This is a genomic window from Brachybacterium sp. YJGR34, assembly GCF_003347015.1.
GTDB lineage: Bacteria > Actinomycetota > Actinomycetes > Actinomycetales > Dermabacteraceae > Brachybacterium.
On the sequence record NZ_PNFB01000036.1, the window covers coordinates 1 to 15,140 of the forward strand.

Annotated in this window: 13 protein-coding genes; 1 reads left to right on the forward strand and 12 read right to left on the reverse strand. The window is 72.7% G+C overall.

The genetic code is table 11. From position 1 onward, the window contains the following. Positions 1 to 32: 32 nt before the first annotated feature. From CXH06_RS18025 to CXH06_RS18080, 12 genes are all read right to left on the reverse strand, one after another. A complete protein-coding gene (locus tag CXH06_RS18025; protein ID WP_114856588.1) occupies positions 33 to 485 on the reverse strand; it encodes a MarR family winged helix-turn-helix transcriptional regulator in 453 nt (150 codons plus the stop codon). After that, positions 482 to 2,002: an NCS2 family permease gene (locus CXH06_RS18030; protein WP_114856597.1), complete on the reverse strand. Its 1,521-nt coding sequence runs from the start codon at positions 2,000 to 2,002 to the stop codon at positions 482 to 484. The genes CXH06_RS18025 and CXH06_RS18030 overlap by 4 nt, the downstream gene beginning before the upstream one ends. Positions 2,003 to 2,055: 53 nt before the next feature. Further along, positions 2,056 to 2,859, reverse strand: a complete 804-nt coding sequence (gene nagB / locus CXH06_RS18035) for a glucosamine-6-phosphate deaminase (RefSeq protein ID WP_114856589.1) — start codon at positions 2,857 to 2,859, stop codon at positions 2,056 to 2,058. 225 nt (positions 2,860 to 3,084) lie between these two features. Further along, positions 3,085 to 4,458, reverse strand: a complete 1,374-nt coding sequence (locus CXH06_RS18040; RefSeq protein ID WP_114856590.1) for an NAD(P)/FAD-dependent oxidoreductase — start codon at positions 4,456 to 4,458, stop codon at positions 3,085 to 3,087. 180 nt (positions 4,459 to 4,638) lie between these two features. Further along, entirely contained in the window at positions 4,639 to 5,592 is a 954-nt protein-coding gene (locus CXH06_RS18045) for a Ppx/GppA phosphatase family protein (protein WP_114856591.1), read from the reverse strand. Next, entirely contained in the window at positions 5,589 to 6,077 is a 489-nt protein-coding gene (locus CXH06_RS18050) for a DUF501 domain-containing protein (RefSeq protein ID WP_114856599.1), read from the reverse strand. Before CXH06_RS18050 ends, CXH06_RS18045 begins: the two co-directional genes overlap by 4 nt. Positions 6,078 to 6,130: 53 nt before the next feature. Then, positions 6,131 to 6,811 (reverse strand): septum formation initiator family protein, encoded by a 681-nt coding sequence (locus tag CXH06_RS18055; protein ID WP_157975823.1) that lies wholly within the window; start codon positions 6,809 to 6,811, stop codon positions 6,131 to 6,133. Between the two features lie 30 nt (positions 6,812 to 6,841). Then, complete coding sequence (gene eno / locus CXH06_RS18060) at positions 6,842 to 8,125, reverse strand: phosphopyruvate hydratase (RefSeq protein ID WP_114856592.1); 1,284 nt, start codon at positions 8,123 to 8,125, stop codon at positions 6,842 to 6,844. Between the two features lie 134 nt (positions 8,126 to 8,259). Then, complete coding sequence (locus CXH06_RS18065; RefSeq protein ID WP_232820425.1) at positions 8,260 to 9,063, reverse strand: MazG nucleotide pyrophosphohydrolase domain-containing protein; 804 nt, start codon at positions 9,061 to 9,063, stop codon at positions 8,260 to 8,262. An 18-nt stretch (positions 9,064 to 9,081) separates the two neighbouring features. Further along, positions 9,082 to 12,678, reverse strand: a complete 3,597-nt coding sequence (mfd, locus tag CXH06_RS18070; protein WP_114856593.1) for a transcription-repair coupling factor — start codon at positions 12,676 to 12,678, stop codon at positions 9,082 to 9,084. Beyond that, positions 12,675 to 13,289 carry an aminoacyl-tRNA hydrolase gene (gene pth / locus CXH06_RS18075; RefSeq protein WP_114856594.1) on the reverse strand — a complete coding sequence of 205 codons (615 nt, stop codon included), beginning with the start codon at positions 13,287 to 13,289 and terminating at the stop codon, positions 12,675 to 12,677. Before pth ends, mfd begins: the two co-directional genes overlap by 4 nt. Before the next feature lie 202 nt (positions 13,290 to 13,491). Beyond that, positions 13,492 to 14,109, reverse strand: coding sequence for a 50S ribosomal protein L25/general stress protein Ctc (locus CXH06_RS18080; protein ID WP_114856595.1), 618 nt, complete (start codon positions 14,107 to 14,109; stop codon positions 13,492 to 13,494). A 405-nt stretch (positions 14,110 to 14,514) separates the two neighbouring features. Between CXH06_RS18080 and CXH06_RS18085 the strand changes: the two genes are divergently transcribed. Then, complete coding sequence (locus CXH06_RS18085) at positions 14,515 to 15,096, forward strand: hypothetical protein (RefSeq protein ID WP_114856596.1); 582 nt, start codon at positions 14,515 to 14,517, stop codon at positions 15,094 to 15,096. Positions 15,097 to 15,140 lie beyond the last annotated feature (44 nt).

The following is a 15,140-nucleotide window of genomic DNA, read 5'->3' on the forward strand; positions in this document are numbered from 1 at the left end:
ACCACGCGCAGCCGTGGTCCGGCCGCGGCGTCTCAGCGGCGGGGCGCGAGGATCCTGCGCAGCAGCTCGGTGGCCTCCCGCAGCGCCTCGCGCTCGGCGGGATCGACCTCCTCGATCCGCGAGCGCAGCCAGGCGTCCCGCTGCTCCCGCCCGGCCAGCACCACCTGCTCCCCCTCCTCGGTGAGGGTGACGCGGACCTGCCGCCCGTCGCCCGGGTGGGCGGCGCGGCGCACCAGACCCGCCTCCTCGAGCCGTCCGAGGATCCGGGTCATCACCGGCGGGCTGACGTGCTCGAACTCTGCCAGGGCCCCGGGGGTCGACTCCCCGGCGCGCTCAAGATAGGCGAGCACGGAGAACTGCGGCGCAGAGACCGCGTCGGACGCGGTGTGGGAGCGCAGGATGCGCGAGGAGACCAGCAGCAGACGACGCAGCTCGGCCGTGAGCTCGTGGACGTCCGGCCCGTCCGCCCGGGGCTGCTCGCTCACAGCAGCAGGCTCTCGAGGGCACCGCGCAGGAAGTAGGCGATGAACAGCGCGGAGATGAGGTACATGAGCCAGTGCACCTCGCGGGCCTTGCCGCGGACCACGCGGATCAGCACGTACATGATGAAGCCCGCGCCCATCCCCACCGTGATCGAGTAGGCGAAGGGCATGAGGATGATGGTGAGGAAGGCGGGCAGCGCGATCTCGATGTCGGAGAAGTCGATCTCGTTGATCTGGCTCATCATGAGGAAGCCGACCATCACCAGCGCCGGGGTCGCCGCCTCGTAGGGCACCATCGCCACCAGCGGCGAGAAGAAGGTCGAGGCGAGGAACGCGAGGCCGACGACGACCGCGGCGAGGCCGGTGCGCGCTCCCTCGGCGACGCCGGTGGTGGACTCGACGAAGCTCGTGTTCGAGGAGACCCCGCCCAGGCCGCCGGCGATGGCGCCGACGGAGTCGACGACGAGGATGCGCTGGGAGTGCGGGATGTCGCCGTCCTCGTCGACCAGGTCCGCCTCGGAGGCCACCCCGACCATCGTGCCCATGGTGTCGAAGAAGTCGGCGAGCAGGAGCGAGAAGACGATCACCGAGGCGCCGATGACGCCGGCGGCGGTGATGCCGCCGACGGGATCGACCGTGAAGAGGGTCGCGAAGTCCGGCACCTGGATCACCGAGCCGCTCACGGCCGGGACGTTCATCGCCCATCCGCCCGGGTTGCCGGGATCATCGCCCGCCGGCGCGGTGAACGCACCGAGGTGCAGCACCCGCTCGAGGAGCATCGCCAGCCCCGTCGCCACCACGATGGCGATGAGGATCGCGCCGGGCACCTTGCGCACCCACAGCACGATCATGAGCAGCAGGCCGGTGACGAACACGAGGGTGGGCCAGCCGGTGAGGGAGCCGTCGTTGCCCAGCTGCACCGGGGTGCCGGCCGCGGTGGTCACGAACTTGGCGTTGTACAGGCCCAGGAAGGCGATGAACAGACCGATGCCCACGGCCATGGCCGTCTTGAGGAAGGGCGGCACCGCGCGGAAGACCGCGCGGCGGAAACCGGTGAGGACCAGCAGGAGGATGACCACGCCCTCGAGGAGCACCAGTCCCATCGCCCCGCCCCAGGTCATGCCCGGCAGCGGCGCCACGGAGTAGGCGAGATAGGCGTTGAGCCCCAGGCCGGCCGCGAGCGCGAGCGGGAACTTCGACCAGGTGCCCATGAAGATGCTGAGCAGTCCGGCGATCAGCGCGGTGCCCGCGGCGACCGCGGGCAGGTTCGGCTCGGTGCCGCCACCCAGGAAGTGGCCCGTCGAGTCCGGGACCGTCCCGATGATCAGCGGGTTCAGCACCACGATGTAGCTCATCGCGACGAAGGTGACCAGACCACCGCGGACCTCGCGGGCGAGGGTCGACCCGCGCTCGGTGATGCGGAAGTAGCGGTCGAGGCCGGAGAGCCCCGGCCTCTCCGCGGTCGGCCGTGCGGTGGGTGAGGACCCGGAGGGCGGGGAGGAGGGATCAGCCTGCTGCATGGCACGCATCGTATCCGTCCGCGTCCGGTCCCCTGCGCACCGCCCCGGAGGGCTCAGCGCCCGCGGGTGCCGGCCGCCGGGACGGCGGCCTCGAGCTCCTGCACGCTGCGGTAGTAGTCGCTGAGCTCGAGCCGCGAGGCGGCGGCCTCGTCGACGACCACCACCACGTCCGGGTGCAGCTGCAGGGAGGTCGCAGGCCAGCGCGCGCTGATCGGCCCCTCGACGAGCTGGGCGACGGCCTCCGCCTTGCCCTCGCCGGAGGCGGTCAGCACGATCCGTCGGGCCTCCCGGACGGTGCCCAGGCCCTGGCTGATGGCGCGGACGGGGACGTCCGCGGGATCGTCGAAGAAGCGGGCGTTGTCCGAGATCGTCCGCCGCGTGAGACCCACCACGCGGGTCCGGGAGGCCAGCGAGCTGCTGGGCTCGTTGAAGGCGATGTGGCCGTTGGCCCCGATGCCGAGGATCTGCAGGTCCACTCCCCCGGCCTCGGCGATCCGCCGGTCGTAGGCGAGCGCCTCGGCCGCCGGATCGTCGGCCGCGCCGTCGGGCGACATCACGGCGGCGTCGTCGATGTCCAGATGCGCGGTGAACTGCTCGCGGATGACGCGGTGGTAGCTCTGCGCGTGCGCGGCGGTCAGGCCCACGTACTCGTCGAGCAGGACGGCACGGGCGCGCGCGAAGGACAGCCCCTCCTCCTGGTGCCGGCGGATCAGCTCGGCATAGGCCGGGAGCGGCGAGGATCCCGTGGCCAGGCCGAGCACCGGTCCACGGTCGCCGGCGTCGCGGAGGGTCCGTTCGACGAGGTCGGCGACGACCCGCGCTCCGGCCGCGGCGTCGGCGGCGATGGTGATCTTCATGGCTGCTCCCCTTCGTGGTCCGATGAGGCCCGGCTCCGCCTCGGCCCCCCTCGGCCATGATCATACCTGCGCATTTCACACCCTGGGTGAGCATGCTCGATCATTCTGTGCGAAGACGTCCGACGGGCGCTCCGAGGCCCGCACACAGCAGGAGGCACCGCCGCGCAGAGCGCGACGGTGCCTCCTGGGGGGCGGGCGCGCCTCAGAGGGGGCGGGCCCGGTGCCTCACTTCTTCTTGCCGGCGTTCGCCGCGTACTCGAAGGCGGCGCGCGGGGTCTCCGCCTGCGGGATGCCGATGATGTCGCGGCGCGAGATCAGGTTCGACACCCACCCGGCGAGGACGGAGGCCTTCCGGCCCACCGTCGGCATCGCGTAGACGTGGTACGCGCGGGCCATCGCCCAGGCCGGCAGCCCGCGGATGTCGAGCTCCTTGTCGCCCACGTTGAGACGGCCGACGCCCTTGTACATGCCCAGGGTCGCCATGACGCCGAGGTTCTTGTGGTAGTAGTCCACCAGCGGGCGCCCCTGCACGGAGCGGGTGATGTTGTCGGCGACGCGCTTGCCCTGGCGCACGGCGTGCTGGGCGTTGGGCGGGCAGAACTTGCCCTCGCCCGAGGCGAGGTCCGGCACGGCGGCGCAGTCGCCGGCGGCGAACACGTTCTCGAGCGGGCCGTCGGCGCCGTTGACGCGGAGGTCCGCGAGGGCCTCGAGCTTGCCCATGAGGGGGCCGCGCTCGGTGACCACCGGGAGGTCCGAGGTCTCCTCGTCCGCGAGCACCGGGTTGGGACGCACGCCCGCGTTCCACACCAGGAGGTCGGTCTCGAACTCGTCGCCGTCGCTGGTCTTGATGACGCCGTTCTCGGCGGAGTTCAGGAAGGTCTCGAGCTTGACCTCGATGCCGCGCTCGCGCAGCTGGTTCAGCACATAGGCGCGCTGGTCCTCGGTGAGCTCCGGGAAGACGAAGGGCGCGGCGTCCACGAGCACGAAGCGGATGTCCGAGGAGTGCAGATCGGGGTAGTAGCGCAGCGCGTCGCGCACCATGTCCTCGGCCTCGGACACGGCCTCGCCGCCGGCGAAGCCACCACCGATGAAGGTGAAGGTGAGCAGGCGCTTGCGAACGGCCGGGTCCTTGGTCGTGGCCGCCTCGGCGAGGTTGGCGAGGATGCGGTCGCGGACGGCCGTGGCCTCCTCGACCTGCTTGAAGCCGATGGCGTTCTCCGCCAGGCCCGGGATCGGCAGCAGGCGCGGGACGGCGCCGAGACCGACCACGAGGTAGTCATAGGCGATCTCGAGGGTCTCGTCCTCCTCGGTGAGGACCTCCACGGTGTTCTCCGCGCTGCGGATCGCGGAGACCGAGCCGGTGACGATCTTGGAGCCGGGCAGGACCTTGCGCAGGGGCGCGAGGACGTCGCGGGGATCGATGCTGCCGGCGCCGACCTCCGGGAGGAAGGGCGCGTAGGTCATGTACGGCCGCGGGTCGACGACCGTGATCGCGACCTCCGAACCGAGGGTCTTGCGCAGCTCGGACGCCGTGGTGAGGCCGACGGAACCGCCGCCGAGGATGAGGACATGGGGCTTGCCGCCGAAAGTGTTGGTCATGAGCCACAGCCTAGGTCGGCTCCGCCGCTGAGACAAAAGACGTCTGTCCCGTGGGCGCACCGGTTCTGGCCGCAATGGACCCCGTCGCCGCCCTGCCGCGCACCGACTCCGGGGCGCTCCCCGCGGGGGCCGCGGGACGCCTGGAGCGGCCGTCCCGGGCACGCCCGCGGTGGGGTGGACTCAGGCCGCGCGATCCAGGAGATCCCGGGCGATGCCGTCGAGGATGTCGTGCTCGCTGGTCCGCGTCTCGGTGATCGCCGAGGCCAGCGCCACGCGGTGGATGATCCGGGACCAGATGAGCGCGCCCGCGCCGATGACGTCGATGCGTCCCGGGTGGATCATCCGATGGCTCGCGCGCTCGGCGCGGGTCTCGGCCAAGAGGGAGGCGCAGAGGCCCTGCACCTGCTCGATCCCGAGGGTGGCGCCGTGCGTGATGTCGGGCCGGTACTCCTCGAGCCCCTGAGCCACCGCCGTGACGGTCGTCACGGTGCCGGCGACGCCCACCAGCGCGGCGGTGCGCTCGAGGGGGACCTCCCGGGCGGCGCGGTCCAGATGCGCATCGATGTCCACCGTGGCGGCCGCGACCTCCGCCGCGGTGGGCGGATCGGTGGCCAGGTGGCGCTCGGTGAGCCGCACCGAGCCGATGTCCATGCTGATGCGGTGGCTGGGGGCGTCCGTGCCCAGCACGAGCTCGGTCGAGCCACCCCCGATGTCGACCACCAGCCGCGGACCGGCGGGGAGCTGATCGAGGGTCTCGACCGCTCCGCGGAAGGAGAGCGCCGCCTCCTCCTGCCCCGTGATCACCTCGGGGTCGATCCTGAGGATCTCCCGGACGCCGCGGATGAACAGATCGCGGTTCGCGGCGTCCCGGGTGGCGGAGGTGGCGACGAAGCGGACGTCCCGGGGGTGCACTCCGTGATGGGCGATGAGCTGCTGGTAGCGGCGAGCGGCCTCGAGGGTGCGGTCCACGGCGACCGGGTCGAAGCGGCCCGTGCGGTCGACGCCGAGACCCAGGCGCACCATCTCGAGGCGGCGCTCGAGGTCGACGACGGCACCGCCGGCCTCGTCGCGCCGCGCGATGAGCAGGCGGATCGAGTTCGTACCGCAGTCGATCGCGGCGACAGGGGCGCTCATCGGGTGGTCTCCGCGTCGACGGCGGCCTCCTGGCAGCGGCACACGAGATCGGGGACGACGCCGTCGATGCGCGGCAGCACCGCGTCCGCCACGGGGTTGGTCCCGGGCCCCTCGGCGAGGGCCTGTCCGGCGAGCGCGTGGAGGCACTTGACGCGCGTGGGCATGCCGCCGGCGCTGACGTGGGCGACCTCCTCCGCCTCGCCGATCTCCGCGCGCCGGGCCAGATAGCGCTCGTGGGCGCGGCGGTAGCCCGCGGCGAGCTCCTCGTCCTCGGCCAGGAGCTGGTTGAGCTCCGCCATCACCCCGGTGGACTCGAGGCGGGAGAGCTCGAGGGTGAGCCAGGGAAGCGTGAGGTAGAAGGACGTGGGGAACGGGGTGCCGTCCTCGAGGCGCACGGCGGTGCGGACCACGGCGGGGCGGCCGCAGGCGCAGCGGCGGGCGATCGAGATCACGCCCCGCATCTCCCGTCCGAGCTGCTCGCGCATCACCTCGTGATCGCGGGCGGCGGCGGGGGTCTCGTGAGGAAGGGGCGGAAGGGTCACTGGTCGTCGTCCTGATCGCTGGAGTCGTCGGCGGGGTCCTGGTCGGGGACGTCCTCGTCGGTCGAGCCGGTCTCGTCGGGGATGTCCTCCGGGGTGAGGCGGCTGGCACCCTCCACGCTCTCCCAGAGCGTGGAGAACCAGGCGCCCTCCTTGGCCTCCTCGGCGGCCTGCTCGGCCTCCGTGAGAGGGACGTCCCGGCCGGAGGTGTCGGTGAGGCGGTACTGGGTCTCCCCCGGCATCGCGAACAGCAGCCGCTCGCGGGCGCGGGCGGAGACGTAGGCCGGGTCCTCCCAGCGCGCCACCTGGTCGCGCAGCTCCTCGACGTCCTGCTCCTGACCCGCCACCTGTGCCTGCAGCTCGGAGAGCTGCTGGCGCTGGGCCACGTAGGAGTTGACCGTCGGCACGAGAGCGGCCAGGGCCACCACCACGAGCGCGACCAGGGCGAGCGTGCGCCGGGTGATGGTGATGCCCGGGCCGTCCTCCTCCGGAGCGTGCGGCGGGGTGCTGCGCGGACGGGAGGCGGCGGCCGGGCCGCGGCCGCGCGACGTGCGCGAGGAGGTGCCGGCGCCCGAGGGGCCGCTGGCACGTGCCGTGCTCCGCGCGGCGGGTCCCCGACCCCCGGACGCGGAGACCGGGCGCCTCGCTGATCGCGGGGCGCCCGGTCGTCTGCTGCTCATGCCCAGAGGCTACATCGCGTGCCTGGGATCTCAGGCGGAGAAACGCGGGAAGGCGGAGGCCCCGGCGTAGCGCGCGGCATCCCCCAGCTCCTCCTCGATGCGCAGCAGCTGGTTGTACTTCGCCACGCGCTCGCCGCGGGCCGGCGCACCGGACTTGATCTGACCGCAGTTGGTGGCCACGGAGAGATCGGCGATGGTGGTGTCCTCGGTCTCGCCGGAGCGGTGGGACATCATGGCCTTGAAGCCTGCGCGGTGCGCGAGGTCCACGGCGTCGAGGGTCTCGGAGAGCGAGCCGATCTGGTTGACCTTCACCAGGAGCGCGTTGCCCGCACCCTCGGCGATGCCGCGGCCCAGGCGCTCGGGGTTGGTGACGAAGAGATCGTCGCCCACGAGCTGGGTGGAGGTGCCCAGCCGCTCGGTGATGGCCTTCCAGCCCTCCCAGTCGTCCTCGTCCAGCGGGTCCTCGATGGAGACCAGCGGGTACGCGGCGACCAGCTCGGCGTAGTAGTCGACCATCTCGGCGGAAGTCTTCTTCGCGCCCTCGAAGGTGTAGGCGCCGTCCTCGAAGAACTCGGAGGCGGCGACGTCGAGCGCCAGGGCCACGTCCTTGCCGGCCTCGAAGCCGGCGCGGCCGATGGCCTCGACGATCAGGTCCAGCGCCGCACGGTTGGACTCGAGGTTCGGTGCGAAGCCGCCCTCGTCGCCCAGGCCCGTGGCCAGGCCGCGCTCCTTGAGCACGGACTTCAGCGCGTGGTACACCTCGGCGCCGACGCGCATCGCCTCGGAGAAGGTCTCCGCACCGATCGGCGCGATCATGAACTCCTGGATGTCGACGTTGGAGTCCGCGTGGGAGCCGCCGTTGAGGATGTTCATCATCGGCACCGGCAGGATGTGCGCGTTCGGGCCGCCGACGTACTGGTACAGCGGCACCCCGGCAGAATCGGCGGCGGCGCGGGCCACCGCCAGGGACACGCCCAGGATCGCGTTGGCGCCCAGGGAGCCCTTGTTCTCGGTGCCGTCGGTCTCGAGCATCACCTGGTCGATCGCTCGCTGCTCCTGGACGTCCATGCCCAGGATCTTGGGCTGGATGTCGGTGATGACGGCGGAGACCGCCTCCTGCACACCCTTGCCCAGGTAGCGGCCCTTGTCGCCGTCGCGGCGCTCCACGGCCTCGAACTGGCCGGTCGAGGCGCCCGAGGGCACCGCGGCGCGGGCGACGGTGTCGTCGGTGAGCAGGATCTCCACCTCGACGGTGGGGTTGCCTCGGGAGTCGAGGATCTCGCGGGCGTGAACGGCATCGATGAGAGCTGCCATGGGCTGGTCCTTCCTTCAGGTGAAGATCGGTCACGGCCGGTCGGCGCTGACCGTCCGCGGACAGTCTAGGCGGTGCGCGCCCGGGCACCTATCCGGCGCTCGCTCCGGGTGGCTCCGCGGTCCTCGCGGGATCCTCACACCCCGGCGGGGCCCGATCGGGTGCGCGCCAGCAGCGCGCGCAGCGCCGACTCGGGATCGACGTCCCGCGCCTCGGCCGCGACGACCAGCTCGAGCAGCGGGAGGGCCAGATCGCCGCCCCACTGCTCGGCGTCCTCGGCCTCCGCGGAGCGCTCGGCGGCACGGAGCAGCTCCGGCAGCTGTCCGGCGGAGCGGGCGCGATGGACGGCCTTCGCCGCGGTCTGCAGCGCCGGCAGCCCGGCCGGGATCCCCGCGAACCATCTCGCCGTCCCCGCGGCCGCGCCGTCGGCGTCCGGGGCGGACCCTCCGGCATGAGCCGCGGCGGACTCCGCGGTCTCGGCGGCTTCGGCGGCCTTGACCGCGTGCCACTGCGCGATGATCTGCTCGACGTCGGCCGGGTCCTCGAGCGCCGCCTCCGCGTCCTCGCCGAAGATGTGGGGGTTGCGCCGCTCCATCTTGGCCACGAAGGACCGGGCGACGTCGTCGATGTCCCAGGCCGGATCCTCCTCCTCGCCCAGCCGGGCGTGGAACAGGATCTGGAAGAGCAGGTCGCCGAGCTCGTCGGCGAGCGCCCCGGGGCCGTGGCCCGCGGGATCGTCGATCACCTCGAGCACCTCGAGGGTCTCCTCGAGCAGGTACCGCGCCAGCGAGGCATGGCTCTGCCGGTGCGTCCAGGCATCGCCCTCCGGGGCGCGCAGGGCGTCCATCACCGCGAGCGCGCGCAGCAGGGCCTCACCCCGGCGCGCGGGCTCCTCGGCAGGGGCGGCTTCGGGCACGGATCCGTGGTTCGCGGGCGTCACGGGAGAGAGGCTACGTCCTCAGCGGGCCTCGCCCGGGATCGTGGGCGGGGTGATCGCCTCCGCCGCCGAGGGCACGAGGGTGCGGAGCACCTCGCGCGCCCACTCCAGCACGGCATGATCCCGCAGCTCGGTGCCGCCGAAGCGCGCGGTCATCGGCCGCGGGACGAGCACCTGGCGGATGGCGGGCTTCAGGACCGTCCCCGGGTGCAGGCGCCGCATGCGCATCGCCGCGGAGTCCGGCACCTCGAGATGCGCGAAGCGGATCATCTTCCCCTGGGCCTGGATCTCGTCGATCCCGGCCGCCCGGGCGTCCAGGCGGAAGCGGGCCACGTCCAGCAGCACCTCGACGGGCCCCGGCGGGGAGCCGTAGCGGTCGGTGAGCTCGGCGCGGATCTGGTCGATCTCGGCGACCTCCCGCACCGCGGAGAGCTTCGCGTAGGCCTCGAGGCGGAGCCGCTCGGAACCGATGTAGTCGTGGGGGATGTGCGCGTCCAGCGGCAGCTCGACGCGGATCTCCTTCTCCGGGGCGGCGGACTCCCCGCGGAAGGCCGCCACCGCCTCGCCGACCATCCGCACATAGAGGTCGAAGCCCACGCCGGCGATGTGGCCGGACTGCTCGCCGCCCAGCAGGTTGCCGGCGCCGCGGATCTCGAGGTCCTTCATCGCCACCTGCATGCCGGCGCCGAGGTCGGTGTTGGTCGCCAGCGTGGTCAGGCGGTCGTGGGCGGTCTCGGTGAGGGGCTTGGAGGCGTTGTAGAGGAAGTAGGAGTAGGCGCGCTCGGAGGAGCGGCCCACGCGGCCGCGCAGCTGGTGCAGCTGCGAGAGGCCGAAGCGGTCCGCGTTCTCCACGATGAGGGTGTTGGCATTGGCGATGTCCAGCCCGGTCTCGACGATGGTGGTGCACACCAGCACGTCGAAGTCCCGCTCCCAGAAGTCCACGATGACCCGCTCCAGCTGGGTCTCGTTCATCTTGCCGTGCGCCACCTGCACCCGCGCGTCGGGGACCAGCTCCCGCAGGTGGGCGGCGACGCGGTCGATGTCCTCGACCCGGTTGTGGATGTAGAACACCTGCCCCTCGCGCAGCAGCTCGCGGCGGATGGCGGCGGTGACCTGCTTGTCGTCCTGGGCGCCGACATAGGTGAGCACGGGATGGCGCTCCTCCGGCGGGGTCGCCAGGATCGACATCTCGCGGATGCCGGTGACCGCCATCTCGAGGGTGCGCGGGATGGGGGTCGCGGACATCGCGAGCACGTCGACGTTCGTGCGCAGCGCCTTGAGGGTCTCCTTGTGCTCGACGCCGAAGCGCTGCTCCTCGTCGACGATCAGCAGACCGAGGTCCTTGAAGCGGACGTTGCCCGTGAGCAGCCGGTGAGTGCCGATCACCACGTCCACGGTGCCGTCGCGCAGACCGTCGATCGTGGCCTCGGAGTCCGCGGGGCTCTGGAAGCGCGAGAGCCCGCGCACGGTGACGGGGAAGCCGGTGTAGCGCTCGGTGAAGGTGTCAAGATGCTGCTGGGCCAGCAGCGTGGTCGGCGCGAGGACGGCGACCTGCTTGCCGTCCTGGACCGCCTTGAAGGCCGCGCGCACGGCGATCTCCGTCTTGCCGTAGCCGACGTCGCCGAGGATCAGACGGTCCATCGGGACCGACTTCTCCATGTCGGCCTTGACGTCCTCGATGGTCGCGACCTGGTCCGGGGTCTCGACGAACTCGAAGGAGTCCTCGAGCTCCCGCTGCCAGGGGGTGTCGGGGCCGAAGGCGTGGCCGGGCGCGCTCTGGCGCGCGGAGTACAGGCGCACCAGCTCGTCGGCGATCTCCCGGATCGCCTTGCGGGCCCGGGACTTGGTCTTGGCCCAGTCGGCCCCGCCCATGCGGTTGACCGAGGGCTCCTCGCCGCCGACGTACTTCGTGACCTGGTCCAGCTGGTCGCTGGGGACGTACAGCCGGTCCCCCGGCTGGCCCTTCTTCGAGGGCGCGTACTCGATGACCAGGTACTCGCGGGTGGTGCGCTTGGCACCGGAGCCGACGGTCCGGCTGGTCATCTCCACGAAGCGGCCCACGCCGTGGTGGGCGTGGACGACGTGGTCCCCGGGCCGCAGCTGCAGCGGGTCCACGACGTTGCGGCGGCGCGAGGGCATCTTCCGCTCCTCGCCGCGGCGCGCCCCGGACTTGCCGGTCAGGTCGCGCTCGGAGGCGAGGATCAGACGGAGGTCCTCGGCGACGAGCCCCTCGGGGAAGGGGCCGACGGTGACCACGGCCTCGCCAGGGTCCACGGGTCCCTCGAGGTCCGCGGAGAAGAAGGCCGGCATGCCCTCGGCCCGGAGGTTCTCGGTGACGTGCCGGGCGCCGCCGGGTCCCACCATCGTGGCCACGACGGACCAGCCGTCCTGGCGCCGCCGCTCGAGGTCCTTCGCGGCGTCCCCGGGCTTGCCGGAGTAGCCGGGGTGGGTGGTCGCCGCGGTGGTGAGGTCGACATCGGCCTCGAGGCCGAAGGCGGCGAGGGTGAACCAGGCGCGGCCACCGGCGAGGGCGTGCTCCCGCGCCTCCGCCAGGGGCACGAAGCTCGCGGCGCCCACGTCGATGGGGAGCCCGCCGCCGGCGGCGGCGCTGGACCAGGCGGCGGCCAGGAACTCGTCCGTGGTCGCCACCAGCTCCTCGGCGCGGGCACGGGCCTTCTCCGGGTCCAGCACCAGGAAGCGCGCCCCGGCGGGCAGGACGTCGGCGACCAGCTCCATGCCGTCGACCAGGACCGGACTGAGCGACTCCATGCCCTCGGCGGCGATGCCGTCGGCGATGCGCAGCAGCAGGTCGCGCACCCCCGGCAGCTCCTCGGCGCGGGCGCGGGCGCGCTCGCGCACCGCCGGGGTCAGGAGGATCTCGCGGCACGGCGGGGCGTCGAGCCCGCGCGGGGCGGGATCCAGCGAGCGCTGGTCGGCGACCGAGAAGTAGCGGACGTCGTCGATCTCGTCGCCGAAGAGGTCCACGCGCACCGGGTGCGGCTCGGTGGGCGGGAAGACGTCGAGGATCCCGCCGCGGACGGCGAACTCGCCGCGCTTCTCGACCATGTCGACCCGCACGTAGGCCGCATCGACGAGGTCCCGCTCGAGGTCCTCGAGCGGGTAGTCCTCCCCGACGCGGGCGCGCACGGGACGGAGGTCCCCGAGCCCGGTGGCCATGGGCTGGAGGAGGGAGCGCACGGGCATGAGGAGCACGTGGACCGGGTCCTCGGTCTCCGGGTGCGCGATGCGGCGCAGGGTCGCCAGGCGCTTCGCGACCGTGTCCGCGCGCGGGGACAGCCGCTCATGGGGCAGCGTCTCCCAGGCGGGGAGCTCGGCGACGTGCGCGGTGCCCACCAGCGCCGCGAGCGCGGAGCGCAGGTCCTCCGCGGCGCGGGTGGTAGGGGTGACGACCACCAGCGGCTGCTCGGCGCTCGCGCGCCGGGCCAGATCGGCGACCACGAAGGGGAACAGGGCGGTCGCGGCGACGACGCTGCCGCCCTCGCCGGAGGCGCCTCCCTCCTCGACCAGGGCGCGGACGGCCGTGAGATCGCGTCCGCCCGCCAGCTGGTCCAGCAGGGGGTGCAGCGGAGCGACGGCAGGGGGCGGGTTCTCGGTCATCGTGCCTCACGGGAGTGGAATCGCTGCTGGGCGGCGGTGAGTCCCTCGAGCACGAGGGCCTCGACGGCCTCGGCCGCATCGCCCAGGAGCAGGTCGAGGGATCGGCGCTCGGTGGCGGTGAAGGGGGCCAACACGTGGTCGGCGGTGTCCCGTCGGCCGGGCGGTCGGCCCACACCCACCCGGACCCGCAGGTAGTCCTTGGTGCCGAGCGCCCGGGTGATGTCGCGCAGGCCGTTGTGGCCGCCCTCTCCCCCGCCGCGCTTGAGCCGGACGGTGTCGAAGGGGATGTCGACCTCGTCGTGAACGACCACGATCCGCTCCGGCGGGATGTCGTAGTACCCGGCGAGGGCCGCCACCGGGCCGCCCGAGACGTTCATGAACGTGGTGGTCTTGGCGAGGATCGCCCGCTCGTCGGCCCCCGGCAGGCCGAGCCGGCCCTCGAGCACCACGGCCTGGGCGCGGCGCGCGGCGGAGAAGCGGCCGCCCGTGGCGTCGGCGACGTGGTCGAGCACCATCTGGCCCACGTTGTGACGGGTCGCGGCGTACTTCGGTCCCGGATTGCCGAGCCCGACCACCAGATGGGGTCCCGGCCGACGATCGCTCACGGACATGGACTGCTCCTCGCTGCAGCATCGGCGCCGTCGTCGAGCTGCTGCCCGGCCCGGCCTGGTCCCGGTCGACATCCTGCGCCGCGGCGCAGGACCTCGGACACCGTACCGGGGCGCCGCGCGGCGCGCGACGCCCCGGTGGGCATGATGTGAGCAACCCGGCGGCGCGCACCGGCCCGTGGCCGGGCGGCGCCGCCGGCGGTGGTCACTCCTGCTCGGAGGACTCCGCCTCGGCGGACTCCGCCTCGGCGTCCTCGCCCTCCTCGGGCTCCGCCGCGGCGCGCGGCTCCTGGACGTAGACGACCAGGATCTCGGCGTCGGTGACCAGCTCGGAGCCGGCCGGCAGGGTGACGTCACCGGCGAAGAGCTGGTAGCCGTCCTCGGTGCCGTCGACGGAGATCTCGACCTGCTCGGGGACGTTCAGCGCGTCCACCGAGAGGGTCAGCGACTGCAGGTCGACCATCGCGACGGCCGGGGCGACGGGCTCGCCCTCGACGACGACGGGGATGTCGACCTCGACCTTCTCGCCCTTGCGCACGGCGATGAGGTCGAGGTGGTTCAGGGAGCGCTTGAGCGGGTGACGCTGGATCTCCTTGATGAGGGCCAGGTGCGAGGTGCCGTCGGGCAGCACCAGCTCGATCAGGGCGTTGGAGTTGCGGGCGACCAGCGCGGTCTCGTGGCCCGGCAGCGCCAGGTGGATCGGGGCCTCGCCGTGGCCGTACAGCACGGCGGGGACGCGGCGCTCGGCGCGCAGGCGGCGGGAGGCGCCCTTGCCGAACTCCTCGCGCAGTTCGACGTTCAGCTTCTCGGCGGTGACGGCCATGGTGTGCTCCTCGTGGATCGTGGTGCTCGACGATGAGCGACGCCACGGGGCACCGGGACACGAGGTCCCGAGCTCCGCACCGCGTCGATCACGGAGGGGACTGGGCCCGCTCCCTCGCCGAAGTGACCGAGTGAGAGTAGCACGGGCCCGCGACGGCGGTCCCGCCGTGGTGACGGGCGCCGCACGGTGCGCCAGGCGGCGGGTCCGCCGAGCGCGCCACCCCGGGGTGCGACCTCTCCGGGCACCGTCGGGACCTACGTCCCTGCAGGTCAAGGCCACGATCTCGAGACCTAGGTCCCGGCTGCGGGGGCCCGCGGAGACCTACTCTTTTCCTGTCGGTCCCCCACCCGGGAGCCGACGACCACAGAGTCTCATGGCGAAGATCATCGCCCGAAAGGTCGCCCCATGTCCGCCTCCGTCCTCCACAGCCACTCCTCCCTCCCCGCCCCCTCGACCGCCGCCGCGGTCGACACCGAGGACGTCACCGCCACCCGCCTGACGCACCGGGGCTACCAGCTCCTCGGCGTCACCCGCATCATGGTGGGCTTCACCTTCCTGTGGGCCTTCCTCGACAAGCTCCTGGGGCTCGGCTTCTCGACGCCCGCCGAGGCCTCCTGGATCAACGGCGGCTCGCCGACGGCCGGCTTCCTCGGCGCCTCGATCGAGGGAGGCAACCCTCTCTCCGGCGTGTGGGAGTTCTTCGTGGGCCATGCCGCCGTCACCAACGTCCTGTTCATGGCGGGGCTGCTCGGCATCGGGCTCGCCTTCATGCTCGGCATCGGCACCCGCATCGCCGCGGTCTCCGCGGCCGCGATGTACTTCCTGATGTACCTCGCCTCCTTCCCGATGTCCTCGAACCCACTGTTCGACGACCACCTGATCATGCTCGTGGTGGTGCTCGCGCTCGGCGCCTTCGCCGCCGGCGACCACCTGGGCCTGGGCACGCAGTGGTCGAAGCTCGTCAAGGGCAACAGGTTCCTCGTCTGACCTGCTGGACGACGTCGGCGGGCCGCCTCCCGAAGGAGACGGCC

Excerpts from the sequence above, each read along its gene's own strand:
- CXH06_RS18050 (WP_114856599.1), bottom strand. The coding sequence starts at position 6,077 with ATGCGCGAGCAGCTCGGACGGGAGATGCGGGGCGTGATCTCGATCGCC.
- CXH06_RS18045 (WP_114856591.1), bottom strand. The coding sequence starts at position 5,592 with ATGAGCGCCCCTGTCGCCGCGATCGACTGCGGTACGAACTCGATCCGC.
- pth (WP_114856594.1), bottom strand. The coding sequence starts at position 13,289 with ATGTCCGTGAGCGATCGTCGGCCGGGACCCCATCTGGTGGTCGGGCTC.
- CXH06_RS18055 (WP_157975823.1), bottom strand. The coding sequence starts at position 6,811 with ATGAGCAGCAGACGACCGGGCGCCCCGCGATCAGCGAGGCGCCCGGTC.
- eno (WP_114856592.1), bottom strand. The coding sequence starts at position 8,125 with ATGGCAGCTCTCATCGATGCCGTTCACGCCCGCGAGATCCTCGACTCC.
- nagB (WP_114856589.1), bottom strand. The coding sequence starts at position 2,859 with ATGAAGATCACCATCGCCGCCGACGCCGCGGCCGGAGCGCGGGTCGTC.
- CXH06_RS18085 (WP_114856596.1), top strand. The coding sequence starts at position 14,515 with ATGTCCGCCTCCGTCCTCCACAGCCACTCCTCCCTCCCCGCCCCCTCG.
- CXH06_RS18040 (WP_114856590.1), bottom strand. The coding sequence starts at position 4,458 with ATGACCAACACTTTCGGCGGCAAGCCCCATGTCCTCATCCTCGGCGGC.
- mfd (WP_114856593.1), bottom strand. The coding sequence starts at position 12,678 with ATGACCGAGAACCCGCCCCCTGCCGTCGCTCCGCTGCACCCCCTGCTG.
- CXH06_RS18080 (WP_114856595.1), bottom strand. The coding sequence starts at position 14,109 with ATGGCCGTCACCGCCGAGAAGCTGAACGTCGAACTGCGCGAGGAGTTC.
- CXH06_RS18030 (WP_114856597.1), bottom strand. The coding sequence starts at position 2,002 with ATGCAGCAGGCTGATCCCTCCTCCCCGCCCTCCGGGTCCTCACCCACC.